Below are 22,443 nucleotides of genomic sequence, written 5' to 3' on the forward strand. Positions count from 1 at the left end.
CGGCTTCTTCCAACAAGCCCTGCCTCGGCCTGGGGGCTACACCAGTTCCCTGCCCTTGGCGTCGATGGCGTTGGCCACCGCCTCGTCGGTCGCCTCGTCCGGCAGAAGCATCTCGTTATGCGCCTTGCCCGACGGGATCATCGGGAAGCAGTTGGCAAGTGTGGCGACCCGACAGTCGAAGATCACCGGCTTCTTCACCGCGATCATCTCCTTGATCGCGTCGTCCAGCTCGTCCGGTTTCTCGCAGCGAATGCCATGGCCGCCATAGGCTTCGGCGAGCTTGACGAAATCCGGCATCGCCTCGGTGTAGGAATGCGACAGCCGGTTGCCGTGCAGAAGCTGCTGCCACTGCCGCACCATGCCCATATACTGGTTGTTGAGGATGAAGATCTTGATCGGTGCGTCGTGCTGCACCGCCGCGCTCATCTCCTGCATCGTCATCTGCACCGAGGCATCGCCGGCAATATCAATGACCAGCGCATCCGGGTGTGCGATCTGCACGCCGAGCGCCGCCGGCAGGCCGTAGCCCATCGTGCCGAGCCCACCGGAGGTCATCCAGCGGTTCGGCTTCTCGAAATGATAGTGCTGCGCCGCCCACATCTGGTGCTGGCCGACCTCGGTGGTGATGTAAGTGTCCATGTCCTTGGTCAGCGCGTAGAGCCGCTGGACGGCATATTGCGGCATGATCACGTCGTGGTTCATCTTGTAGGCAAGCGAATCCCGCGCGCGCCATTTCGCGATCTGCTCCCACCACGGGTGGAGCGCCTTCTTGTCGGCCTTGGCAGTCGCCCGCCACAGCCGCACCAGATCCTCCAGCACCCTGCCGACATCGCCGATGATCGGCACGTCGGTGTGGACGTTCTTGTTGATCGAGGACGGATCGATGTCGATGTGGATCTTCTTCGAGTTCGGCGAGAACGCGGTGAGCCGGCCGGTGATGCGGTCGTCGAAGCGCGCGCCGATGCAGACCATGACGTCGCAATCATGCATCGCCATGTTGGCTTCATAGGTGCCGTGCATGCCGAGCATGCCCATCCAGTTCTTGCCCGAAGCCGGATAGGCGCCGAGGCCCATCAGCGTCGAGGTGATCGGGAAGCCGGTGAGGTCGACCAGTTCGCGCAGCAAATGGCTGGCTTCCGGGCCGGAATTGATGACACCGCCGCCCGTATAGAGGATCGGCCTTTTGGCGTTGGCCATCAGTTCGACCGCCGCCTTGATCTTTTCCAGGTCGCCCTGGACCTTAGGCTGATAGCTCGTGCGCGGCGCCGTCTGCGGCGGCACATAGATGCCCTTGGCGAACTGCACGTCCTTCGGGATGTCGACGACGACCGGACCGGGACGTCCTGTCGTCGCGACATGAAACGCCTCGTGGATGATTGCCGCGAGTTCGTTGACGTCCTTCACCAGCCAATTGTGCTTGGTGCAGGGCCGCGTGATGCCGATCGTGTCGCACTCCTGGAAGGCATCCGAGCCGATCAGCGATGTCGGCACCTGGCCGGTCAGGCAGACCAGCGGGATCGAATCCATCAGCGCATCCTGCAGCGGCGTCACCGCATTGGTGGCGCCCGGCCCCGAAGTCACCAGCATGACGCCGGCCTTGCCGGTCGAGCGCGCATAGCCCTCCGCCGCATGGCCCGCGCCCTGCTCGTGACGGACAAGGATGTGCTCGACCTCATCCTGCTGGAAGATCTCATCATAGATCGGGAGAACCGCGCCGCCCGGATAGCCGAAAACATGCTTGACGCCATTGTCCTTCAGCGCCTGCACCACCATTTCGGCGCCGGTCATTTCGCGCCGCTCGTTCTGTCCACTGCTCATCGGTCTGGTCCCGTACTGTCCGCCATCAGGCGATTGCTGGTCGTTTAGTCGTGTTTCGGGCAATAAAAAAGGCCCCCGAGGGAGCCTGTGTGTGCGCATGGGAGGTTTTCGCCCGGCGGTTACACCGCCTTGCCCACGCGCTTTCCTACTACGAGAATGAGTGCCGTTTTCATGGTGGCGGACAATAGAATTGGTTTTGCGCCGCTGTCAACGGCCAATGTGCACAACGCCAAAACGGTTCGGGGCGGTTGGCCGTGTCAGACAGGCCCGTTGGCGCCCATCGCGTTGAACCACCGTTCCGGTACGACCGCCGGCAGGATCAGTGTCCGCGATCGTCCCGATAAGCCATTGAAACCACGGCAAACTATTTGACGACGTGACGCGGCGCATAGTTTGCCGCGATACTCAGGCCAACCGGGCTGGGAGGGTCCGGCAAAGCCACGATGACGACCAGGACTTCACGGGAGGAAATTTGATGCTCGACAAGGCCCCAGCCCAGAAACTGACCGACCTGCTCGATCAATTCGGTGCAGCGCTCGCCGCCGGCGACATCGACAAGGCGGTCGGGTGCTTTCAGGAAGACTGCTACTGGCGCGACCTGGTGACCTTCACCTGGAACATCAAGACCATGGAAGGTCGCGACCAGGTGCGCGACATGCTGATGAGCCAGTTGGCGAAGACAAAACCTTCGAACTGGGCGATCGCCAAGGGCGAGGACGCCAGCGAAAGCGGCGAGCTGCTGGAGGGCTGGATCAGCTTCGAAACGGAGGTTGCGCGCGGCTTCGGCCATATCAGACTGAAGAACGGTAAGATCTGGACGCTGCTCACCACCATGGTCGAGCTGAAGGGCCATGAGGAACCCGCCGGCTTCGCCCGGCCGTTGGGCGCCAAGCATGGCCACGGCAAAAATCGTCCAACCTGGAAGGAGGAGCGCGAGAAGGAGGCGACTGAACTCGGCTTTATCAGTCAGCCCCACACGCTCATCGTCGGCGGCGGCCAGGGCGGCATCGCGCTCGGTGCCCGGTTGCGGCAGCTCGGCGTGCCGACCATCATCGTCGAGAAGAACGAGCGCGCCGGCGATTCATGGCGCAAGCGTTACAAGTCGCTCTGCCTGCACGACCCGGTCTGGTACGATCATCTGCCATATATCGATTTTCCGAAGAACTGGCCGGTCTTCTCGCCCAAGGACAAGATCGGCGACTGGCTGGAAATGTACGCCAAGGTCATGGAGCTGAATTACTGGTCCTCGACCGAGGCCAAGAGCGCCACCTATGACGACAAGAAGAAGGAATGGACCCTCATCGTCCACCGCGACGGCAAAGATATCACGTTGAAGCCGAAGCATCTGGTGCTGGCGACGGGACAGTCAGGCAAGGCCAATTTGCCGAAATTCAAGGGCATGGACAACTTCAAGGGTGATCAGCACCATTCCTCCAAGCACCCCGGCCCCGATGCCTATGCCGGCAAGCGCGCCGTCGTCATCGGCTCGAACAACTCAGCCCATGACATCGCCGCAGCCCTTTGGGAGGCCGGCGCCGATGTCACCATGGTGCAGCGCTCGACCACCCATATCTCCAGATCCGACACGCTGATGGAAATCGGACTGGGTTCGCTCTACTCGGAAAAAGCCGTGCAAGGCGGTATGACCACGGCCAAGGCCGACCTCGTCTTTGCGTCCCTGCCCTACAAGATCCTGCATGAATTCCAGATCCCGGCCTACGCCGAGATGAAGAAGCGCGACGCCAAATTCTACGAGGGGCTGGAAAGGGCAGGATTCATGCTCGACTGGGGCGATGACGATTCCGGCCTGTTCATGAAATATCTCAGGCGCGGCTCAGGCTACTACATCGATGTCGGTGCTTCCGACCTCATCATCGATGGCTCGATCAAGCTGAAAAGCGGCGTCGAGGTCAAGGAGGTCCGGGAGCATTCGGTCCTGCTTAGCGACGGATCGGACCTGCCGGCCGACCTCATCGTCTACGCCACCGGCTATGGCTCGATGAACGGCTGGGCGGCCGACCTGATATCCAGGGACGTTGCCGACAAGGTCGGAAAATGCTGGGGCCTCGGCTCCAACACTACCAAGGATCCCGGCCCCTGGGAGGGCGAATTGCGCAATATGTGGAAGCCGACGCAACAGGAGGCGCTGTGGTTCCATGGCGGCAATCTGCACCAGTCGCGCCACTATTCGCAATTCCTGTCCCTGCAATTGAAGGCACGGCACGAGGGCATCGCGACGCCGGTCTACGGCCTGCAGCAGGTCCATCACAAGGGATAGAAATTCAGAGCAGTCACCGGGACTGGCCGATGCGCTTCCAGTAGATCAGCGTACCGGTCAGTCCGCCATGCGGCTTCAACGCGTAGTCCGGTATCTCGCCGGCAAGCGTGAATCCCAGCCTCTCATAGAGGCCGGAGGCACCCTCCTCTGCCGCTGTATCCAGGACCAGCAGCGATCGGCCTTTCTCGACCGCGAGGCTTTCGGCCGCCCGCATCAGGCGAGTCGCGACGCCCTCGCCGCGCCGCTCGACGCGGGTCATCAGCTTGGCGATCTCGGCCCGGTGCGGCTGGTTGGGGGGACAGTCGAGCAGCAAGGTAACGGTGCCGATCAGGGCCTCGCCGTCCCAAGCGCCGAGCACGGCTCTTTCGCATCTTGCCGCCGCAATAAGCGACTTGCTCCAGAAGGAGCCTGCCGCTTCCGGCGCCAGCGGATGCATGAAACTGACCGATCCGCCGGCCGCGACCGTCTCGATAAGCATGTCGATCAGCATTGCGTGCGTTTCCGCAGCCTGGGTCAGAGCCTTGATTTCGATGGAGTTCATGCGTGCGATGTCCTTTGACTGCGATGGAGCGATCGGCGTGTTCCAGCCGTCAACCCAGACGACCGATGCGGCGTCGCTTTCGTGCTACCTTGATCGCGGCAATGCTATCGGTGTCCTTTGGCTGCAGATGCCGCCCGCGTTCCAGGATTTCGAGCGTATATTCCTCATAGGTCAGGCCCAGCCGCTCGGCCTTTTCCATCCGCATCAGCATCACGTCGCGGCTCGGCGCCTTCCACGCCTTGGCATACGCAGCCTGCCAGGCAAAGAAGATGTAAGGGTCGCCCTTGCCCCATGGGGGGCCCTTGTAGTCGTCGAGTGGCGGTCCCCCATTGTCGGAGCGTTTGGGACGGCGTGCCATGCGTTCAGGCTCTTGCCAGCGCGACCAGATAGTCGGCGGCATCCGGTCCCGGAGCGCGAAAGGTGCAATCCGACGGCGCACCAAGCGCCAGGCAGTCCCCCGGTTCGAGACTGTGGACGATATCGCCCTCGGTGAATTCCAGCCGTCCGGAAATCAACCATATCTGTTGTCTGATGAAGGCATAGGATGCTGCCGGGAAGCTTACTTTGGCTCCCGCCGGCAATTGGACCCGGATCAGTTCGAGCGGCATGTCCGAGACCGGCGAAAGATGCCGCCTGAGGTAGCCGGTGGCGGGATCGCGCCAGACCGGCTGATCGCTTTGGCGAAGCAGCCCGCCGCCCTGCAGCTCCGCCCGCGCGATGAGGGTGGAAAGCGTCATGCCGAAGGCCGCTGCGATGCGCACCAGAAGTGCTGCGGTCGGGCTCGTCTTGCCGCGCTCTATCGTGCTGAGCATGGCCTTAGACACGCCGGAGCGGTCCGCGAGCTCCGCCAGTGACCAGTCTCGCAAAGCCCTTTCGGCGTGTATTCTCCTGCCGATGGTCGACGAGATATCGTTCGCTATAACAGTCATTAATCCGTTATATCGAAATTATGGATTCGAGCAAGGGGCCGACCGGTTCAATTTTCGCGAATGGCTTAATGCCCCCTACACCATCCGACCTCACCCCACCTTAACCCCGCCGAGGTAAGGTCGATCGCCTGGGGAAATAGGAAGCAAGCCTGTCCATGTTCGTCGACCGCGAAGCCTCCGTTGGAGAGCCGACATTGCAGGAGCGCCGCAAGGCGGAGCAGAACGACAAGCGCATTCTGGGCAATGTCGTCCAGTGCGACGGCGCGCGCGCCACCATCAGCGCCTATGCCGCCGATGTCGAAGGCACGGTCACCGGCCATTGGAGCGTCGGCAAGATGATCTCCATCAATCTTGGCACCACGCGAACCGTCGGCCTGGTCTACGAGATCGGCAAGTCAGATCGCGCCTGGAGCAATGAGGGCCAGAACCCGATCGAGGTCAGCATCGAGCTTATCGGCGAGGTGCGCGACGGCGCCGAGCCCGGCGCCAAACCGATTTTCGACCGCGGCATCACCATCTATCCGCATATCGGCGCCATCGCCCACCGCATTCGCAGCCGCGACCTGCAGGCAGTCTATGATCTCGCCGGACGTCATTCGATCACCATCGGCACGCTGTCACAGGACGAGGCGATCGACGCCAACATCGCCATCGACGACACGCTGGCGCGCCACTTCGCTATTGTCGGCACCACCGGCGTCGGCAAATCCACCGCCGTCTCGCTGCTTTTGCGCAAGTCGATCGCCGCCCGGCCCGACCTGCGCGTCCTTATCCTCGATCCGCACAACGAGTTCGCCGCATCCTTGCCCGAACACTGCGTCAGGGTCGATTCGACGACGCTGGACCTGCCCTTCTGGATGTTCAAGCTCGAGGAATTTGCCGAAGTGCTGTTTCGCGGGCGCGAGACCGTGCCGGAAGAGATCGATGCCTTGCGCGATCTCATACCCGCCGCCAAGAACCTGTACCGCAATCCGAATTCGGGCGGCTATCTCAGGCGCGGCAGCGATGCGCTGACCGCGGACACGCCGGTGCCCTATCGCGTTGTCGATCTCATCAAGCAGATCGACGAGCGCATGGGACTGCTGGAAAGCAAGAACGACCGCCCCACTCTCAAATCGCTGAAGACGCGCATCGAATCGGCGGCCTCGGATCCGCGCTACCGCTTCATGTTCAACTCGCGGCTGATCGAGGACACTATCCACGAGACGATCGGCAATATTTTTCGCGTGCCGCATCACGGTCGCCCGGTGACCTGCTTCGAGATGGCCGGCATGCCGTCGGAAGTGGTCAATTCGGTCTGCTCGGTGCTGGCGCGCCTGGCCTTCGACCTAGCGTTGTGGAGCGAAGGCCGGCTGCGATTGCTTTTGCTGTGCGAGGAAGCCCACCGCTATATGCCGGCCGATCCGCGCCTCGGTTTTGCACCGACCCGGCACGCGCTGTCGCGCATCGCCAAGGAAGGCCGCAAATATGGCTGCTATCTTGGTGTCGTTACCCAGCGCCCGGGCGAGCTCGATCCCACCATCCTGTCGCAGTGCTCGACCTTCTTCGCCATGCGGCTCGCCAACGAGCAGGACCAGGCGATCGTCCGCTCGGCGATCGCCGATTCCTCGGCCTCGACGCTGGCGTTCCTGTCTTCGATGGGCCAGCGCGAAGCCATCGCCTTCGGGGAAGGCGTGGCGACGACCATGCGGCTGAAATTCGAAAAACTGTCCGCGGATCTGATCCCCGGCACGGCCAAGCGCGAGGAAGCCTTGCCGTCCGAGATCGGCAACGATGTCGATCTGGTGGCGATCGTCGAAAGGCTACGCAACGTGCCAAAACCGCAGCAGGCGATGGCCTTCGCCGAAGTCGTCGATTCAAACCGGCAGGCCGGCGATCCCAACTATCGCAAGCCACCCGCCCCGACTGTCGCACGCGTCCAGTCGGACGACGATTTCGACATGCGTTATGGCCTGAAACCGGCAACCTTCGGTCTGCGCCCGCAAAACGACTGAGCCGGCGGCCTCCAGCCCATCAAGCTTCCGTTGCAGACTTGTCAGCCTGTGAAGCCAGGGCAAATCCCGTCAGAAAATTCGTCAGGCTGAGTCGGATGGCGCCGTTTTCGAGAACCGGAGCGGAGCGGACATTAGTCCGTGAGCACCGGAAGCGCAGAAAACGACGCCAGACGGCCAGCATCACGAGTTTAATGACGGGATTTCAGGCGCAGACGCGGTTTCGGCCTTGCCTCTTGGCCTCATAAAGCTGGCGATCCGCGCGGCGATAGAATTCTTCGGCGGTTTCCTTGCGATCCCAGACGGCGAGGCCGACGCTGGTGGTGATCTTCAGGCGAACATTGCCTGATAGTATCGACATGTTGGCGATCGCCTTGCGGATGCGCTCGGCGAATTTGGACAGCAGTTCGGCGTCCATGTTGGGGGTGACTACTGCGAATTCCTCGCCACCCAGGCGCGCAACCACGTCGTGATAGCGCGTCATGTCCTTGAGACAATTGGCGACCGCCCGCAACACTTCGTCGCCGACATCATGGCCGTGGGTGTCGTTGACCTGCTTGAAATGGTCGAGATCAAGGATCATCAGCCCGACCGGCTTCTCGATGCGGCGGAATTCCTCGAGATATTCCTTCAGTGCATCGTCGAAATAGCGCCGGTTCTGCATGCCGGTCAGGCTGTCGGTCAGCGCCGCATGCTCCAGCGTTTCCGAACGGGCGCTGAGCGAAACCGTCATGGCGCGCAGCTTGCCTTCTTCCGTCGCCTGCTTGCGGATCAGTGGGTAGATGAAGAAAATGCCGAAGAACAGGGCAGTCGCCAAAAGAACGCCGGTCGCAAACAACAGCTTGTTGAGATAGATGATCTTCTCAACCCCGGAAGGCGTAACACTCTCGGCCGCGAAGGCCTGCAGAAGCCCATAGGCGTGAAGCGTCACCAGGCCGGCGGCCAGGATCACGAAGATGAAGACGAAAAAGGCTGATTCCGCCTTGTGAAAACGCATCTGCTCCCCGTTGGAAAATTCCCACAGACCTTATGGCATGGAGGGCCTTACGGACGGTTAACTAGGACAACTTCGACGGGAAGTCTCCCCCCAAGATCAACTTTTCAGGTTGCACTGGAAAGGGGATCCGAGATCGTGGATCCCACACGATCACCGGGGCGCAGTCTCAGCCATTCCGGACCCAACTGATGCCTGAACCAGGTCGCCTGGCGCTTGGCGTATTGTCGCGTCGCGATCTTTGCGCGCCCGATCGCTTCGGGAAAACTCAACTCCCCGGCCATTGCGGCCTGGAGTTCGCGAACGCCGATCGCCTTCATCGCCGGCAAATCGGGATCGAGACCAAGGCTGGTGAGCTGTTTGACCTCATCGAGGGCGCCCTTCTCCAGCATGCGGTCGAACCGCGCCTCGATCCGCTCCACCAGCGCCGCCCGGTCCGGTTCGATCACGAAGAAGCGTGCGCTGTCCCTGTCGATCAACGGCCGGCCGCGCGCCGTCTGCCATTCCAGGATGGAACGGCCTGACGCGTCGAGCACCTCCAACGCCCGCACGATGCGCTGGCCATCGGTCGGCTTCAGTATCATGCCTGCTGCGGAATCCTCGCGCAGCAAGATGCGGTGAAGCTTGGCCGCGCCCTGCTCCCGGAGTTCGTAGCGCCAGCGGTCACGGATCGGCTGCGGAATGTCGGGCATTTCCGAAATGCCTTGCGCAAGCGCCCGGAAATAAAGCCCGGTGCCGCCGACGAAAATCACCGGCCGCTCTGAGAGCGTGCCCTCGTCGATGAGCTTCATCACGTCGCGCAGCCAGGCGCCGGTGGAATAGGCGATGGAGGGATGGACATGCCCGTAGAGATAATGCGGGACGCGAGCGAGTTCGGCAGCGGTCGGCCGCGCCGTCAGCACGTCGAGCACAGAATAGCCTTGCATGGAATCGGTGTTGACGATGACGCCGCCCTTGCGCTCGGCGAGATCGAGCGCGAGAGCGGACTTGCCGCTGGCGGTCGGCCCGGCTATCAGGATCGCGTTCTCAACGCGGCCCTCGCCCGCCTGCCCGCCGGAATTTTCGATGCCGCTGATCGCCACGCTCGTATCCCATCCCGCCGGCCGCGCATTGTCGCCGGCGCTTGCGAATATGGCGTCACGGTCGGTCGGCGCAAGCACTGTTCGCTGGCTGGCCGAAGGCATCGCCTGCGAATTCGCTTTGCCCGAGGCGGCCGGAGCCGCTGAAACGACCGCCAGCCTGCGCGCCGTGCTCGCACCCGAACCGGTCGACGTGATCGTTCAGCAGGTCGAGGCAAGGCGAAAGAAAATCCTTATCGCCGATATGGATTCCACGATGATCGATCAAGAGTGCATCGACGAGCTTGCCGATGAGATCGGCGTCAAGGATTACGTCGCCGCCGTCACGGCGCGATCGATGAATGGCGAGATCGCTTTCGAGCCGGCGTTGCGCGAGCGGGTGGCGCTGCTGAAAGGCCTCGACACTGCCGTGGTCGACCGCGTCATCACCAACCGCTTGACGCTGGCTTCCGGCGGCCGCGCGCTTGTCCAGACCATGCGCGCCAATGGCGCATGGACTGCGCTCGTATCGGGTGGCTTCAACGTCTTCACCGCACGCATCGCCGCCATGCTCGGCTTTCAGGAGAATCGCGCCAATCGGCTGATCGAGCAGGGCGGCCACTTCACCGGGCTGGTGGCCGAGCCGATCCTGGGGCGCGCCGCCAAAGCCGATGCGCTACTCGAGATTTCGGCCCGCCTGGGGCTGACGACCGCAGACGCCATTGCTGTCGGCGACGGCGCCAACGACCTCGACATGATCCGCCTTGCCGGCGCGGGTGTGGCACTTCATGCCAAGCCTGTCGTGGCGGCGGAGGCAAAATTCCGCATCGACCACGGCGACCTGACCGCGCTTCTCTATCTGCAGGGCTACCGGCGGGAGGAGTTTGTAGAGTGACGCCGATCCGCACCGAGCGGCTAATCCTGCGCAACTGGGAGGATCGCGACCGCGAGCTCTTCCACCGGATCAATTCCGACGAACGCGTCATGGAATTCTTTCCATTTCGCCGCGACCGCGCTGCCGCGGACGCCAAAATGGACGAGTTTCGCGCCTGGATCGCCGAGGATGGCTACGGTTTCGCTGCCGCCGAGATAATTGAAACGCGCCAATGCATCGGCTTCGTCGGCCTCCTCGATACCGATCATTTGCCCTTCCTGCCCGCCGGCACCGTCGAGATCGGCTGGCGGCTGGCGCCCGAATTCTGGGGCCATGGCTATGTCACCGAGGCGGCCGAAGCGTGGCTCGCCTATGGCTTCGAAACGCTTGGCCTCGACGAAATCGTGTCCTTCGCCGTTAGGGATAATCACCGTTCCACTGCGGTCATGAAGCGCCTGGGCATGATCGCCGACCCGGCCAGCGATTTCGACCACCCCGGCATTCCGGACAGCCACGCCGCGCTCAAGCAGCATGTGTTCTACAGGCTGACAGCCAAGGATTGGCGAAAAAACCGACCCTAATCAGTGCTTGTCAAACGGAAGCTCGTCGCCGGGTTGCGGCGGTTTGACGCCGACGCGATCGAGCACTTTCGAGAAATCATCGCCCGATGCATCACCAGCCCGTCGACGCAGGAAATCGGCCGCTGTCTCCATGGCTCCCACCTTTTGCGCCACAGCCGAAGCGATCCACTGGTTCAGCGACACACCATCAGCCTTTGCCAGACGTGCAGCCGCCTCCTTGATCGACAAGGGAAGTTTCAACGGATAAGTCGCCTTGCTCATGTTCGAAATCCTTCTAACAATTCGGCGGGGCTGACGACTGGAACTTCAAAACGGCCTGCCGCAGTCACAAAATCGCGGCGATTGTGAGTGACCAATGCGTCTGCCCGACCATTGATCGCTGCCTCAAGCACCATCTCATCCTTCGGATCATTCAATTGCGGGCGCCAGAGAAAATGCAGTTCGACCGGCTCTGCCAAGACAGCGAAGCCGGCCAGCAAACGATCCAGATCTGCAAGCGACAATCCGTGAATTGCCCGTTGCTCAGGGCGGGTCAGCACGGTTTCATATTCAAGAAACAGTGCTGTTGTCACCAATGGGCAAAGCTGTCGATTTGCGACCAACCGCAAAACGGCAAATGACGCACCATTCCTGCTGCGCAGACCTGCGGTCAGAACGTTTGTGTCCAATACGATCCGCTTCACAGGTCAAAATAGTACATCCCATGGGATGTTTCAACGTGCCTGTGAAGTTACCAGACTCAATCCATCCGGATCGTCACAAACCGCAACTCGCCAGTCTTCGACGCCAGCATCAGCAGGGCGTTCTTACGTCCCTGCTCCTTCAATGCGGCAATCCGGTCCATGACATCCTTGGGCGTGGCGACCGATTCCTGCGCGATCTCGGTGATCACCTCGCCGGCCTGGATGCCGCGTTCGGCGGCGGCCGAATCCTTGGTGACCTCGGTGATGACGACGCCGGAGACTTCGGCGGCGATGCCGAATTTCGTCCGCGTCTCGTCGTTGAGCTCGCCAACGGTCATGCCGAGCACGGAAGCCGTCGAAACGGCAGGCGCCTTGTCGCCATTGTCCTGGTCGGTGCTGCCGTCCTCGCTGCTGGCAAGCTTTTCGCCATCTTCGAGCCGGCCGAGCGTCACCTTCACGGTCTGCTCGACACCCTTGCGCACGATGACCACGTCGACAGCCTTGCCGACCGAGCTTTCCGCGACGACGCGCGGCAGGTCTCGCATTTCATTGACGTCCCTGCCGTCGAACTTGATGATGACGTCGCCCGCCAGGATGGTGCCGTTGTCGACGGGTCCGCCCTTGATGACGCCAGCGACCAGCGCGCCCTTGGCGGTCGCCATGCCGAGGCTTTCGGCAATGTCGTCCGTCACCGGCTGGATACGCACGCCGAGCCAGCCGCGCCGCGTCTCGCCGAACTGACGGAGTTGGTCGACGACGCCCAACGCGAGCTGCGAAGGAATGGAAAAGCCGATGCCGATCGAGCCGCCGGACGGCGAGATAATCGCCGTATTGATGCCGATCACCTCGCCGCTGCTGTTGAACAGCGGTCCGCCGGAATTGCCGCGATTGATCGCGGCATCGGTCTGGATGAAATCGTCATAGGGACCCGAATTGATGTCGCGGTTGCGGGCCGAGACGATACCCACCGTCACGGTGCCGCCGAGGCCGAACGGATTGCCGATCGCCATCACCCAGTCACCGACACGCATCTTGCTGGAATCGCCGAATTTCACCGCCGTCAGCTTGTGCCCTTTCGGATCGACCTTCAGCACCGCCACGTCGGTCTTGGTGTCGGTGCCGACCAGCGTCGCCTTCAGCGTCACGCCGTCGGAGAAATTCACCTCGATATCGTCGGCATCGGCGATCACGTGGTTGTTCGTCACCACAATGCCCTGCTCGGCATCGACCACGAAGCCGGAGCCCAGCGACTGCACCTTTTGCGAGCGATCGCCCTGTTCGCCGGGACGGTTCTTGAAGAAATCGTCGAAGAAATCCTGAAAGGGCGAGCCCTCTGGAAGCTGCGGCATCGGCACCGCGCCAGGCCCCTCCGTGCCCTTCACCCTCTGCGAGGTCGATATGTTGACCACGGCACCCAGCAGGCCCTGCGCGAGATCGGCGACCGAAGCCGGGCCATCCGCGGCGGCCGTCGGCGTCACCAGCGACGGGACGGTAGCGGCGCCAATAAGAAGTGCTGCAGCACCTGCGGTGAACGTCCGCCTCGCCGCGCGCAAAAAGCTGTTGGATGTCATCGAGAAGTCTCCCGGTGTCTCAGAAAGGAAAAGCGCTCGCCGAAAACGCTGCGTCGAGTCATGTTGGCAAGAAATACGGCACGTTTGCGGCTATGGCTATCGGCACAGGATAAATCCTCCGTTATCCGAAATCATAGTCCGATCACGTCACCCACCACGCACCAGCCAGACGATGCCGACGCCAACGGCGATTGCGATCAGCCCGGCGATCCGCAGCGCACTCTCCGGCATCGACAGAACTTCGCCGGCAAGTTTCTTGGCGAGGCCAGGAAAGCCGCCATAGACCAGGCCCTCTACGACGAGAACCAAGCCTATTGCCGCCAGAAAATCCTGCACCGGCCGTTACTGGCCGGTGCCTGGCTGCGCTGCCGGCGCAGCAGGTGCTGCGGGCGGCGCTGCCGGCGTATCCGCGCCGGCGGGATTGCGGAAGAAACGGAAGAATTCCGAATTCGGCGACAGCACCATCGTCGTCCCGGTATTGTCCAGCGCCGTGCCGTAGGCATTCATCGACCGGTAAAAGCCGAAGAAGGCCGGATCGCGCTGGTAGGCGTCCGCGAAGGTGGCGCTGCGTTGAGCTTCGCCTTCACCACGCAGGATTTCAGACTCCCTCCGTGCCTCGGCGACGATCTCCACCACTTCGCGGTCGGCGCGAGCCCTGATGCGCTGCGCCGCCTCGTTGCCGCGCGCCCTCAGCCGCTCGGCTTCGGCCAGACGCTCAGCCTTCATGCGGTCGTATGTCTGTTGCGAGACTTCCGCCGTCAAATCGGTTCGGCGAATGCGGACATCCTCGATTTGCAGGCCGAGCGACGTGGCGTCGGGCCTCAACTGATCGCGCACTTCACGCATCATCACGGCTCGCTCTTCCGAGAGCGCCGCCTCGAAGTCGCGCAGACCGTAAACACGGCGCAAGGCGGCGTCGAGACGCGTCCTCAATCGTGCCTCGGCCAGCTCGATCTGACCGGACACAGCGGAGCGGAACACGCGCGGATCCGAGATCCGATAGGCGATGAAGGCGTCGACCTCATAGAACTTGCCGCCCGAAACCTGGACGCGGATGTTGTCGAGGTCGAAGCGCAGCACCCTGTTTTCGATCAACTGCACGCTGTCGGCATCGAAGAAGGCGAACGGCGCCTTGAAATAGATGCCCGGCTGGCTCTTGACGTCGACGATCTCGCCGAACCTGAGCACCAGCGCCTGCTGGCGCGCATTGACAACGAAGACCGACGAATAAAGCAGGAATAGGATGACCGCTGCGATGACGGCGATGATGGGAAGACGGTTGGCCATCACTGGGTTCCTCCGAGGACCGGCGCCGGCGCCTTCTGCTGCAATGCCGGCAGCGGCAGATAGGGAACAACCCCTTGTCCATTGCCTTGCTCGATAATCACCTTGCTGGAATCCTTCAGAACCCTCTCCATCGTTTCCAGATAAAGCCGCTGGCGCGTCACATCCGGCGCTTTGGCGTATTCGTCATAGACCGAGATGAAGCGCTGCGCCTCACCTTCGGCCTCCTGCACGACCCGGTTCTTATAGCCGGCCGCGTCCTCGCGGATCTGTGCGGCCTCGCCGCGCGCCTGGCCGAGTTTCTGGTTGGAATACTGGTTGGCCTGCTCGACGAACTTGTCCTCGTCCTGTTCGGCGCGCTGCACTTCGTCGAAGGCGTCGGCCACTTCGCGCGGCGGCGCGGCATCCTCGATCGAAATCGCGTTGACGTTCAGGCCGGCCTTATAGCCGTCCAGCGTCGTCTGGATGATTTCGCGCACTGACGCCGCAATGCCCTCGCGATCATCGCGGAAGATGTCCTGCGCCGGCCGACGGCCGACGGCTTCGCGCATGGCGCTTTCGGCGACCTGCCGCAGCATGCCGTCGGGATCGGACACATCGAACAGATAGGCCCTCGGATCGGAGACCTGATAGGCGACAGAGAACTGGACATTGACGATGTTCTGGTCACCAGAAAGCATCAGGCCTGAACCGTTGCCGGAGGTCGTGCCGCCGCCGATATCGACGAGTTGTTCGGCGATGACGGCTGTCTCGACCGTTTCGATGGGCCACCAATGGAAATGCAGGCCGGGCTGCGAGAGCTCCGTCTTTGGCACGCCGAATCTGAGTTCGACGGCAACCTCGTCCGGCTGCACGGTATAGACGGCCTTGAACGCCCACAGCACGACAAGCGCTGCCGCGATCAGCCCGAACACGGCTGGGCTTGCCCCACCGCCACCCGGCAAAGCACGCCGCAACCTGTCCTGGCCGCGCCGGATAATGTCTTCGAGATCGGGAGGCGAACCCTGCGGGCCGCTGGGCCCCTTCGGTCCCTGCCCCCAGGGTCCTGGATTGTTGCCGCCGCCCCATGGGCCGCCGCCTCCGCCGCTTTTGTCATTCCAGGGCATGAATGTCCTTTCGCTCCCTCGCGCGCCGGCCTGACGGCGCAAAATCCAGTATCGTCCTTCTATAGGGACGCGACGGCGCGCTTTCAACGCGATCGGTCGTCGACACAGTCCGTTTTGGACTGTCGCGACCCTTTATCGTCTCTCAATGCACGTCGCGGCGTCGCTCGTAAACCGAATAGCGTGTCGCATGGCTATCCTTTTCACCGGCAGGAACGTCCTGCGAGCGGACGATGCGCCACGAATCCGGGTCGATAGGCGGGAAATGCGCATCGCCGTCGACCGCGGCAAGGATATGGGTGACATGCAAGCGGTCGGCCAGGGGCAGCGCCTGGGCATAGATCTCGCCGCCGCCGATGATGCAGATTTCGTCGGCGCCTGCCATGCAGCGCCCGCGCACCTTCGCCAGACTGATCGCGTCGTCGAGCGAATGCACGACTTCGACGCCCTCGGCGCGCCAGGTCTTGTCGCGGGTGACCACGACGTTGAGCCTCCCAGGCAGAGGCCTGCCGATGCCTTCATAGGTCTTGCGGCCCATGATGATAGGTTTGCCCATCGTGTCGGCCTTGAACCGCTTGAGATCGCTGGAAAGTCGCCACGGCAAACCGCCGTCGCGCCCGATCACGCCGTTTTCGGCGATGGCGACATAGATCGCGACGTCCATCAGCCACCGCTCCCGCCATCGCCGCCATCGGTAGGCACCAGCAGCAAAATGTCGATGTCGTGCTCGGGGTAGAAATTTTGCGCCGTCATCTCGAAACGCGTCGGCCCGACTTTCCTGACGTTTTCGCCACAGAACGAGACCAGGTTCTTCGGGTCGCCCTTGTCGACAGTCAGCTTGAATTTGCCGATGGTGCCCGTCGCCCAGTTGCCGCCAGTGGTCAGGATATAGGCGATGCGGTTCTCGAAATATCTCAGAGTGCCGTCGGGATTGCCCTTCGCTGCCTTGCGGATCGCATTCTCGAACGTCTGGTCCATGCAGTAGCGGGTCTTATAGGCGGCGTATTGGCCCTGGAACTGGCCGTCATAGAAGAAGCTGACCGAGGACGTGCCGCCAACGCTCGGCTTGTAGCGGTGGGCGACGCGGACTGCCTTGTTGGCTGGAAAGGTCGAGCGCCACCAATAGGTCGAGCGCAATTGCCAGAACGGCACGTAGACGGTCTTCATGCCCGAACCATCGTCGGCGGTGTCCTCGATGATGAGGCCGCGATCGACCCAATCGTCGGCAACCGCTTGCGGCAGCTTTGCCAATGCCGCCTTGGCCGCGTCGCCGAACGGGTAAAACGGCACGTTCTGCGCCTTCAAATCGGCGCTGATGTCGATGCCGAGCGCAAACGCCTTCTGCTCAAGCTGCGGTTTTGCCGCCACGCCGTCGATCGTCACCTCGAAGCCGAGGAAATTGTCGCTCTGACCGTCGGGAATCGCCGGCATCTCGTTGGGATCGCCTTCGATGTCGGGCATCGGGAAGGCGACGATCGCGTCGACATCCCTGTCGGTGTTGTTGCGGAAGACATAGTCGACCGTCACCTTTTCCGGCGAGATATAGAGATCCTCGCTCTCCATCGCGACGGCGTCGCTGCGCGACAGGATCAGGCCGCCCGTTCCCAATTCGGCGATTGAATCATTGGCGAATACGGGCGTGGCCGAGAGCGCCAGCGCTGCGGTCAGGACATAACGGAACATGGAAGCTCCCTTGGCGAGAATGCCGGTATGACTCTAGCCGTTTCAATGTGGAGTTTCAAAGCCCTTCCGCGCACTCGTCGGCGCTTGCCAGGCTTGTCTGGACACCGACGTTCCGATCGGGCAGGAGTTCGGCCATGCGCAAGCTTCTCGTCATCGGCATCGGCGCCGGCAATCCCGACCACATGACCGTGCAGGCCATCGACGGCTTGAACCGCGCCGAGGTGCTGTTCATTCCCGACAAGGGCGCGAAGAAGAACGATCTCGCAGAACTGCGCCGCCAGATCTGCGACCGATTCGTCACCAATCCAGACTCGCGCCGCGTCGAGTTCGACGTGCCGGTGCGAGCCGAGCCGGCGCCCTCCTATCGCTCGACCGTCGATGACTGGCACGAGGCGATCGCCGCGATCTATGAAGGCCTGATCCGCGATGAGCTTTCGCAAGATGGCTGCGGCGCCTTCCTGATCTGGGGCGATCCCTCGCTCTACGACAGCGCGTTGCGCATTCTGGAGCGTGTGCGCGTGAGAGGCAATGTCGCGTTCGAGCTCGAGGTGATCCCAGGCATCACCGCTGTCCAGGCGCTTGCCGCCAGCCACAGAACCGCGCTGAACCGCATCGGCGATGCGGTTCAGATCACCACCGGCCGTCGGCTCACCGAGGAAGGTTTGCCCGACAATGCCGGTAGCACCGTCGTCATGCTGGACGGCAAATGCGCCTTCAACACGCTGGACGACAAGGACCTCGTCATCCACTGGGGCGCCTATCTCGGCACGCCCGACGAGATCCTGATTTCCGGCCGCCTCGGCGATGTCGGCGACGAGATCGCGAAGACACGCGAGGAAGCCCGCCGGAAAAAGGGTTGGATCATGGACACCTATCTGCTGCGCAAGCCCGGCGAGCCTGAGGAGTAGGAGGGGTAGGCTCGGCCGGCACAGACTCCACCGACCTCACCCGGCATCGATCTCCGCCTGCAGTGCCTCCATATGCGGCGCCGCCGCGGAAGCCGCAGCCCGTTCGATGGCGCGAAAGCGGCTGACCACCGCGAGCCCCACCGAGGTCAACTGGGCGCCGCCGCCCTTTTTCCCACCGGTCTGCGCCGCGACCAGCGGCTTGCCGAATACCCGGTTCATGTCCTCGACCAGATCCCAGGCGTGTTTGTAGGACATTTCCATGCCCCGCGCCGCAGCCGAGATCGAGCCGAAGGCGGCGATCTGCTCCAGGAGCTCGATCTTGCCCGGCCCGATGCGCCCTTCTGGATCGAGGTTTATCCGCAAGCTCAGCGACGGCATCTTGCTCCTCCGCAGTCACGCCACATCCATCCTAGAAGCTCTCCAATGATACCGCTATTCTAAAATGATATAGCGACAATCATCCGGTGGTCATCCATCCGCCTCGACAGGCAAGCCGGCGCCCGTGTTCGCCCGGTCGAAGCTTACCGTCTTGACCACCGCGTAGACTTTTCGACCGAGCTGAAGTTTCAGCGTCTGTCGTGATTGCTCGGTGATCCGGGCAAGCACGGTTGCGCCATTGCAGTCGATGCCGATCTCGACCGTAGGCCCTTCACCCGGTTCTATCGCCACGATCGTGCCCGGCAAGATGTTGAGCGCGCTGAGGCCCGTCGGCTGTCCGGTGGCGATCATCACATCGCGGGCACGGATGCGGATGCGCACCGGCGCACCGACCGGCGTTGTCAGAAGCGGCACGCGGATCTCGCCCGCCGCCGAGCCAAGCACGGTCATGCCAAAGACTTCGTCGTGGCGCAGCACCGCGGTGTCCAGCACCGCGCCGCCCTCGCCGCGCTCTTCCGCCGGCAACAGGTCGAGCCGCTGCATGATCGCCCCGGTCGGGCCGCAAGCAGCGACTTTGCCTCGCGCCAGCACAACGACGTCGCTTGCCAGCCGCGCCACCTCAGAGATCGAATGGCTGACATAGACGATCGGGATTTTCGTCTCGTCGCGCAGCCGCTCGATATAAGGCAGGATTTCTGCCTTGCGGGCCTCGTCGAGCGAAGCCAGCGGCTCGTCCATCAGCAACAATTTCGGGCTGGCGAGCAGCGCCCGGCCGATCGCCACGCGCTGTTTCTCGCCGCCGGAAAGGTTCGCCGGCCGCCGGTCGAGCAAAGGACCGATGCCGAGCAGTTCGACCACCGCATTCATGTCCGCATAGCGTTCCGCCGTCGGCGTGAACCAGTGGCCGTAGCGCAGATTGCTGGCCACGCTCATATGCGGAAACAGCCGCGCATCCTGGAACACCATGCCGATGCGGCGCTTGTGCTTCGGCACGAACAGGCGCGCATCAATATCGACCAGCACGCGGCCGTCGGCCTCGATCCGCCCCTTATCGGGCCGGATAAGGCCGGCAATCATGTTGATCAGCGTTGTCTTGCCGGAGCCCGAGGGCCCGAACAGCGCGGTCAGCCGCCCGGCGCTCTCGAAGCGGGCGTCGACCTCGAAATTGCCAAGCCGATGGCTGATATCGACCACGACCGTCATTCGGTATCCATCCGCTTGCCGACGCGCCGCGCCAGCACTTCCGACGCGATAAGTGCTGCCATCGAGATGACGATCGAGATCAGCGTCAGCCTGAGCGCGCCGGCATCGCCGCCCGGCACCTGCGTGAACGTGTAGATCGCCGATGGCAGCGTCTGCGTCTCGTTGGGGATGTTGGAAACGAAGGTGATCGTTGCGCCGAATTCGCCCATCGCCTTAGCGAAAGACAAGATCGCGCCGGCGATCAGGCCGGGCAGGATCAGCGGCAGCGTGATAGTCCCGAACACCCACAGCGGATTGGCGCCAAGCGTTCCGGCTGCCGCCTCGATTCTGCGGTCGACCGCCTCGATCGACAGCCGGATCGCCCGCACCATCAAGGGAAAGCCCATGACAGCGCAGGCCAGTGCCGCACCCGTCCAGCGAAACGAGAAGACAATGCCGAAATGCTCGGCCAGAAAGGCGCCGGCCGGACCGCGCCTGCCGAAGGAGAGCAGCAGCAGATAGCCGACAACCACCGGCGGCAGGATCAACGGCAGATGCACCAGCCCGTTGAGCAGCGTCTTGCCCCAGAATTGTCCACGGGCGAGCACAAGCGCGATCAATATGCCGGGCGGCAGGCTGGCAATCATCGCCACCGTCGCCACCTTGACGGACAGCCTGACCGCATTCCATTCGTCGGGAGTGAGGTCCAGCAGCCAGTTCATCTTTTGGCGTGTGCCTCAGTTGCTCGGCGTAAGGACCGTAAAACCCTGCGCCTTGAAGAGCTCGCCGGCCTTGGCGGACTGCAGGCATTTCAGGAATGCCGGCGTGTCCTTGTCCTTCGAATCCGCCATCTGGGCAATCGGGTAGACGATCGGCGGGTGCGAATCCTCCGGGAGGGCGCCGATCACCTTGACGCCGGGCTCGGCATGCGCGTCGGTGGCGTAGACGATGCCGAGCACTGCCTCGCCGGTCGAAACAAGCTTGAGCGCGGCGCGCACATTCTCGGCCTGCGCCACCTTGCCTTCGACCGAGGACCAGACGCCGAGCGATTCAAGTGCCGCCCTGCCATATTTGCCGGCCGGCACCGCCTTGAAATCGCCCATGGCAAGCCTGCCGTCGCCGATCAGCCCGGCAAGATCAAAACCCCTTTCGATCCTGGTGTTGACAGCCGAATCCTTCGGCGCCACCAGCACGATCTGGTTGCCGAGCAACTTCACTTCGGTATCCGGCTTGGTCAGCTTCTTGTCGGACAGATATTTCATCCAGTCGAGGTCGGCCGAGATGAAGACATCGGCCGGCGCGCCGGCCTCGATCTGCTTGGCCAATGCGGAGCTTGCGGCGTAGGAAATAGTCGCCGCCTCGCCGACATCGGCCTCGCAGGCGGTGTTCACGGCGTCCAGTGCGTTCTTCATGCTTGCCGCGGCGAAGACAATCAGCCTGTCATCCGCATGGGCAGCCGGCATAGCGGCGATCAACATCGTCGTGAGACCGCCAATGGCGGCCGCCGTCAATCCGAAACCCTTGCGCACCAGCATGAAACTCTCCCCGGGGCTTGAAAATCCGATCAGCGCGAGTCTGCCAATCGATATATCCACATGAATATAACAAGGGAAGGCTTTTTGCCAGACTTAGCCCGGACAATGGCCCAGTTAGTGGCCCGGCCAATGGCATTGCGTGTTGTTGCCACCGCTCGCGATCGATTGAGGTGGATACAGCGCGAGATTGGAGACCGCTGCCGCGGGTCAAGGCATCGGACATCATGGTGGAAGTGCACTAAAGCTACTCCCAATTTGCGAGAGTCAGGCAGCAAGCCTGTGAATTAGAGCGTCCTCAACATAGATGCCATCGATGGTGTTATGGGAAAATCGCACCTCCCCAAGACCATCCACCCGCATGGCAGTGCCCAAGCCGGCGATCAGCCGGTCGTCCGATGACGTGATCTTCACCTTGCTAAGATCCAAAATCGGCTCGTCTGGACGCGCCTTACGCCAGTCCGCAGCAATGGTTGCCGCGTCAAGGTATTTTTTCTCAAGGTCCTTTCGCGCCCCGCGATAGGCAATGACCATACGCCAATTCTCGACATCGCCGTTGTACAACCAGAGTGCAGCCGCGACCCCGAATTTCCTTTCATCAAGAGCACGAATCAAATTGATGCCGGCATCAATGTCGGCCCTTACCAACGCTCCTGAAGCCATCTGAATATTCCTTGCTCTTCGTCCACCATGGCATTTCGCATGGCCGTCGCCTCGAACACATCTATCATATCGTAACGCGAGGCCTCATTCCAATCTGAGACTGCCGACCAGTGACCGTCGAACACCGGCGACGCGGCACGGCTTTCGGTAAGCTCCGCAGACAAACCAGCCAGCGCTATGAGCTTGTTGAGATCGTGGCTATAAATGTCTTGGACGAATTTCTTGTCGGGAATCGTATCAGGCCGAAAAAGCCTCGAAATTCGCGACTTGATGGCGATCTCTGCGGCATAGCCAAAAAGATAGTAAGCGTTCGAAAAACGCTCGTTCTGAAACAAAAATTCAGCATCGCGCAGTTTGGCATTTGCAATGGCTTGGAGTGTTGCCCTTTCCAA

25 protein-coding genes are annotated in these 22,443 nt (G+C 62.1%); 5 read left to right on the forward strand and 20 right to left on the reverse strand.

Annotation, left to right across the window (positions count from 1 at the left end; genetic code table 11):
* Positions 1-36: 36 nt before the first annotated feature.
* Positions 37-1,818 (reverse strand): acetolactate synthase 3 large subunit, encoded by a 1,782-nt coding sequence (locus EOC94_RS18250; RefSeq protein WP_126105945.1) that lies wholly within the window; start codon positions 1,816-1,818, stop codon positions 37-39.
* Positions 1,819-2,293: 475 nt separating this feature from the next.
* Here EOC94_RS18250 and EOC94_RS18255 point away from each other — a divergent pair, with 475 nt between their 5' ends.
* Positions 2,294-4,096 (forward strand): NAD(P)/FAD-dependent oxidoreductase, encoded by a 1,803-nt coding sequence (locus tag EOC94_RS18255; RefSeq protein ID WP_127292357.1) that lies wholly within the window; start codon positions 2,294-2,296, stop codon positions 4,094-4,096.
* 13 nt (positions 4,097-4,109) lie between these two features.
* On the opposite strand, the gene EOC94_RS18260 is transcribed toward EOC94_RS18255, so the two are convergent.
* The 3 genes from EOC94_RS18260 to EOC94_RS18270 are packed head-to-tail and all read right to left on the reverse strand — an operon-like array spanning position 4,110 to position 5,566.
* Positions 4,110-4,637 (reverse strand): GNAT family N-acetyltransferase, encoded by a 528-nt coding sequence (locus EOC94_RS18260; protein ID WP_127292360.1) that lies wholly within the window; start codon positions 4,635-4,637, stop codon positions 4,110-4,112.
* A gap of 49 nt (positions 4,638-4,686) precedes the next feature.
* A complete protein-coding gene (locus tag EOC94_RS18265) occupies positions 4,687-4,995 on the reverse strand; it encodes a hypothetical protein (protein ID WP_127292363.1) in 309 nt (102 codons plus the stop codon).
* Between the two features lie 4 nt (positions 4,996-4,999).
* The gene (locus EOC94_RS18270; protein WP_127292366.1) at positions 5,000-5,566 is read right to left on the reverse strand and encodes an XRE family transcriptional regulator; all 567 of its coding nucleotides are present in this window, start codon (positions 5,564-5,566) and stop codon (positions 5,000-5,002) included.
* Between the two features lie 155 nt (positions 5,567-5,721).
* Here EOC94_RS18270 and EOC94_RS18275 point away from each other — a divergent pair, with 155 nt between their 5' ends.
* Positions 5,722-7,560 (forward strand): ATP-binding protein, encoded by a 1,839-nt coding sequence (locus EOC94_RS18275; protein ID WP_127292369.1) that lies wholly within the window; start codon positions 5,722-5,724, stop codon positions 7,558-7,560.
* A gap of 202 nt (positions 7,561-7,762) precedes the next feature.
* Here the strand turns inward: EOC94_RS18275 and EOC94_RS18280 are convergent, their stop codons facing one another.
* Positions 7,763-8,554, reverse strand: coding sequence for a GGDEF domain-containing protein (locus EOC94_RS18280; protein ID WP_095483389.1), 792 nt, complete (start codon positions 8,552-8,554; stop codon positions 7,763-7,765).
* A gap of 104 nt (positions 8,555-8,658) precedes the next feature.
* Complete coding sequence (gene miaA, locus EOC94_RS18285) at positions 8,659-9,627, reverse strand: tRNA (adenosine(37)-N6)-dimethylallyltransferase MiaA (RefSeq protein WP_127292533.1); 969 nt, start codon at positions 9,625-9,627, stop codon at positions 8,659-8,661.
* On the opposite strand from miaA, the gene serB reads away from it, so the two are divergent.
* A complete protein-coding gene (serB, locus tag EOC94_RS18290) occupies positions 9,617-10,504 on the forward strand; it encodes a phosphoserine phosphatase SerB (RefSeq protein WP_127292372.1) in 888 nt (295 codons plus the stop codon). The two genes, miaA and serB, sit on opposite strands and share 11 nt — an antisense overlap.
* Positions 10,501-11,064: a GNAT family N-acetyltransferase gene (locus EOC94_RS18295; protein WP_095483387.1), complete on the forward strand. Its 564-nt coding sequence runs from the start codon at positions 10,501-10,503 to the stop codon at positions 11,062-11,064. Before serB ends, EOC94_RS18295 begins: the two co-directional genes overlap by 4 nt.
* Here the strand turns inward: EOC94_RS18295 and EOC94_RS18300 are convergent, their stop codons facing one another.
* From EOC94_RS18300 to EOC94_RS18335, 8 genes are all read right to left on the reverse strand, one after another.
* The gene (locus tag EOC94_RS18300) at positions 11,065-11,325 is read right to left on the reverse strand and encodes a pilus assembly protein HicB (RefSeq protein WP_095483386.1); all 261 of its coding nucleotides are present in this window, start codon (positions 11,323-11,325) and stop codon (positions 11,065-11,067) included.
* Positions 11,322-11,732 carry a putative toxin-antitoxin system toxin component, PIN family gene (locus EOC94_RS18305; protein WP_245465598.1) on the reverse strand — a complete coding sequence of 137 codons (411 nt, stop codon included), beginning with the start codon at positions 11,730-11,732 and terminating at the stop codon, positions 11,322-11,324. Before EOC94_RS18305 ends, EOC94_RS18300 begins: the two co-directional genes overlap by 4 nt.
* A gap of 71 nt (positions 11,733-11,803) precedes the next feature.
* Positions 11,804-13,318: a DegQ family serine endoprotease gene (locus EOC94_RS18310; protein WP_127292377.1), complete on the reverse strand. Its 1,515-nt coding sequence runs from the start codon at positions 13,316-13,318 to the stop codon at positions 11,804-11,806.
* Between the two features lie 147 nt (positions 13,319-13,465).
* The gene (locus tag EOC94_RS18315; RefSeq protein WP_126105936.1) at positions 13,466-13,654 is read right to left on the reverse strand and encodes a DUF2065 domain-containing protein; all 189 of its coding nucleotides are present in this window, start codon (positions 13,652-13,654) and stop codon (positions 13,466-13,468) included.
* A gap of 6 nt (positions 13,655-13,660) precedes the next feature.
* Positions 13,661-14,605, reverse strand: a complete 945-nt coding sequence (locus EOC94_RS18320; protein WP_095483382.1) for a protease modulator HflC — start codon at positions 14,603-14,605, stop codon at positions 13,661-13,663.
* Positions 14,605-15,708 carry an FtsH protease activity modulator HflK gene (gene hflK / locus EOC94_RS18325; RefSeq protein ID WP_095483381.1) on the reverse strand — a complete coding sequence of 368 codons (1,104 nt, stop codon included), beginning with the start codon at positions 15,706-15,708 and terminating at the stop codon, positions 14,605-14,607. Before hflK ends, EOC94_RS18320 begins: the two co-directional genes overlap by 1 nt.
* 142 nt (positions 15,709-15,850) lie before the next feature.
* A complete protein-coding gene (locus tag EOC94_RS18330; RefSeq protein WP_095483380.1) occupies positions 15,851-16,369 on the reverse strand; it encodes a dihydrofolate reductase in 519 nt (172 codons plus the stop codon).
* Positions 16,369-17,388 carry a DUF4424 domain-containing protein gene (locus EOC94_RS18335; RefSeq protein WP_127292380.1) on the reverse strand — a complete coding sequence of 340 codons (1,020 nt, stop codon included), beginning with the start codon at positions 17,386-17,388 and terminating at the stop codon, positions 16,369-16,371. Before EOC94_RS18335 ends, EOC94_RS18330 begins: the two co-directional genes overlap by 1 nt.
* Positions 17,389-17,522: 134 nt before the next feature.
* Between EOC94_RS18335 and cobF the strand changes: the two genes are divergently transcribed.
* A complete protein-coding gene (gene cobF / locus EOC94_RS18340; protein ID WP_127292384.1) occupies positions 17,523-18,296 on the forward strand; it encodes a precorrin-6A synthase (deacetylating) in 774 nt (257 codons plus the stop codon).
* A 36-nt stretch (positions 18,297-18,332) separates the two neighbouring features.
* On the opposite strand, the gene EOC94_RS18345 is transcribed toward cobF, so the two are convergent.
* The 6 genes from EOC94_RS18345 to EOC94_RS18370 all read right to left on the reverse strand — a co-directional run bounded on the left by EOC94_RS18345 (position 18,333) and on the right by EOC94_RS18370 (position 22,443).
* Entirely contained in the window at positions 18,333-18,674 is a 342-nt protein-coding gene (locus tag EOC94_RS18345) for a winged helix-turn-helix domain-containing protein (RefSeq protein WP_095483377.1), read from the reverse strand.
* A gap of 90 nt (positions 18,675-18,764) precedes the next feature.
* Entirely contained in the window at positions 18,765-19,877 is a 1,113-nt protein-coding gene (gene modC / locus EOC94_RS18350; RefSeq protein WP_127292387.1) for a molybdenum ABC transporter ATP-binding protein, read from the reverse strand.
* Positions 19,874-20,578, reverse strand: a complete 705-nt coding sequence (gene modB, locus EOC94_RS18355) for a molybdate ABC transporter permease subunit (protein WP_126105929.1) — start codon at positions 20,576-20,578, stop codon at positions 19,874-19,876. The genes modC and modB overlap by 4 nt, the downstream gene beginning before the upstream one ends.
* A gap of 15 nt (positions 20,579-20,593) precedes the next feature.
* On the reverse strand, positions 20,594-21,388 hold the full coding sequence (gene modA / locus EOC94_RS18360) for a molybdate ABC transporter substrate-binding protein (protein WP_127292535.1): 795 nt from the start codon (positions 21,386-21,388) through the stop codon (positions 20,594-20,596).
* A gap of 267 nt (positions 21,389-21,655) precedes the next feature.
* Entirely contained in the window at positions 21,656-22,051 is a 396-nt protein-coding gene (locus tag EOC94_RS18365; protein WP_127292390.1) for a hypothetical protein, read from the reverse strand.
* Positions 22,030-22,443 (reverse strand): DNA-binding protein, encoded by a 414-nt coding sequence (locus EOC94_RS18370; RefSeq protein WP_127292393.1) that lies wholly within the window; start codon positions 22,441-22,443, stop codon positions 22,030-22,032. The genes EOC94_RS18365 and EOC94_RS18370 overlap by 22 nt, the downstream gene beginning before the upstream one ends.

The organism is Mesorhizobium sp. M6A.T.Ce.TU.016.01.1.1 (assembly GCF_003997065.1).
Lineage (GTDB): Bacteria > Pseudomonadota > Alphaproteobacteria > Rhizobiales > Rhizobiaceae > Mesorhizobium > Mesorhizobium mediterraneum.

Coding starts and splice junctions, on each gene's coding strand:
- EOC94_RS18250 (WP_126105945.1), bottom strand. CDS start 1,818: ATGAGCAGTGGACAGAACGAGCGGCGCGAAATGACCGGCGCCGAAATG.
- EOC94_RS18255 (WP_127292357.1), top strand. CDS start 2,294: ATGCTCGACAAGGCCCCAGCCCAGAAACTGACCGACCTGCTCGATCAA.
- EOC94_RS18260 (WP_127292360.1), bottom strand. CDS start 4,637: ATGAACTCCATCGAAATCAAGGCTCTGACCCAGGCTGCGGAAACGCAC.
- EOC94_RS18265 (WP_127292363.1), bottom strand. CDS start 4,995: ATGGCACGCCGTCCCAAACGCTCCGACAATGGGGGACCGCCACTCGAC.
- EOC94_RS18270 (WP_127292366.1), bottom strand. CDS start 5,566: ATGACTGTTATAGCGAACGATATCTCGTCGACCATCGGCAGGAGAATA.
- EOC94_RS18275 (WP_127292369.1), top strand. CDS start 5,722: ATGTTCGTCGACCGCGAAGCCTCCGTTGGAGAGCCGACATTGCAGGAG.
- EOC94_RS18280 (WP_095483389.1), bottom strand. CDS start 8,554: ATGCGTTTTCACAAGGCGGAATCAGCCTTTTTCGTCTTCATCTTCGTG.
- serB (WP_127292372.1), top strand. CDS start 9,617: ATGCCGCTGATCGCCACGCTCGTATCCCATCCCGCCGGCCGCGCATTG.
- EOC94_RS18300 (WP_095483386.1), bottom strand. CDS start 11,325: ATGAGCAAGGCGACTTATCCGTTGAAACTTCCCTTGTCGATCAAGGAG.
- EOC94_RS18310 (WP_127292377.1), bottom strand. CDS start 13,318: ATGACATCCAACAGCTTTTTGCGCGCGGCGAGGCGGACGTTCACCGCA.
- EOC94_RS18320 (WP_095483382.1), bottom strand. CDS start 14,605: ATGGCCAACCGTCTTCCCATCATCGCCGTCATCGCAGCGGTCATCCTA.
- hflK (WP_095483381.1), bottom strand. CDS start 15,708: ATGCCCTGGAATGACAAAAGCGGCGGAGGCGGCGGCCCATGGGGCGGC.
- EOC94_RS18330 (WP_095483380.1), bottom strand. CDS start 16,369: ATGGACGTCGCGATCTATGTCGCCATCGCCGAAAACGGCGTGATCGGG.
- EOC94_RS18335 (WP_127292380.1), bottom strand. CDS start 17,388: ATGTTCCGTTATGTCCTGACCGCAGCGCTGGCGCTCTCGGCCACGCCC.
- cobF (WP_127292384.1), top strand. CDS start 17,523: ATGCGCAAGCTTCTCGTCATCGGCATCGGCGCCGGCAATCCCGACCAC.
- EOC94_RS18345 (WP_095483377.1), bottom strand. CDS start 18,674: ATGCCGTCGCTGAGCTTGCGGATAAACCTCGATCCAGAAGGGCGCATC.
- modC (WP_127292387.1), bottom strand. CDS start 19,877: ATGACGGTCGTGGTCGATATCAGCCATCGGCTTGGCAATTTCGAGGTC.
- modB (WP_126105929.1), bottom strand. CDS start 20,578: ATGAACTGGCTGCTGGACCTCACTCCCGACGAATGGAATGCGGTCAGG.
- EOC94_RS18365 (WP_127292390.1), bottom strand. CDS start 22,051: ATGGCTTCAGGAGCGTTGGTAAGGGCCGACATTGATGCCGGCATCAAT.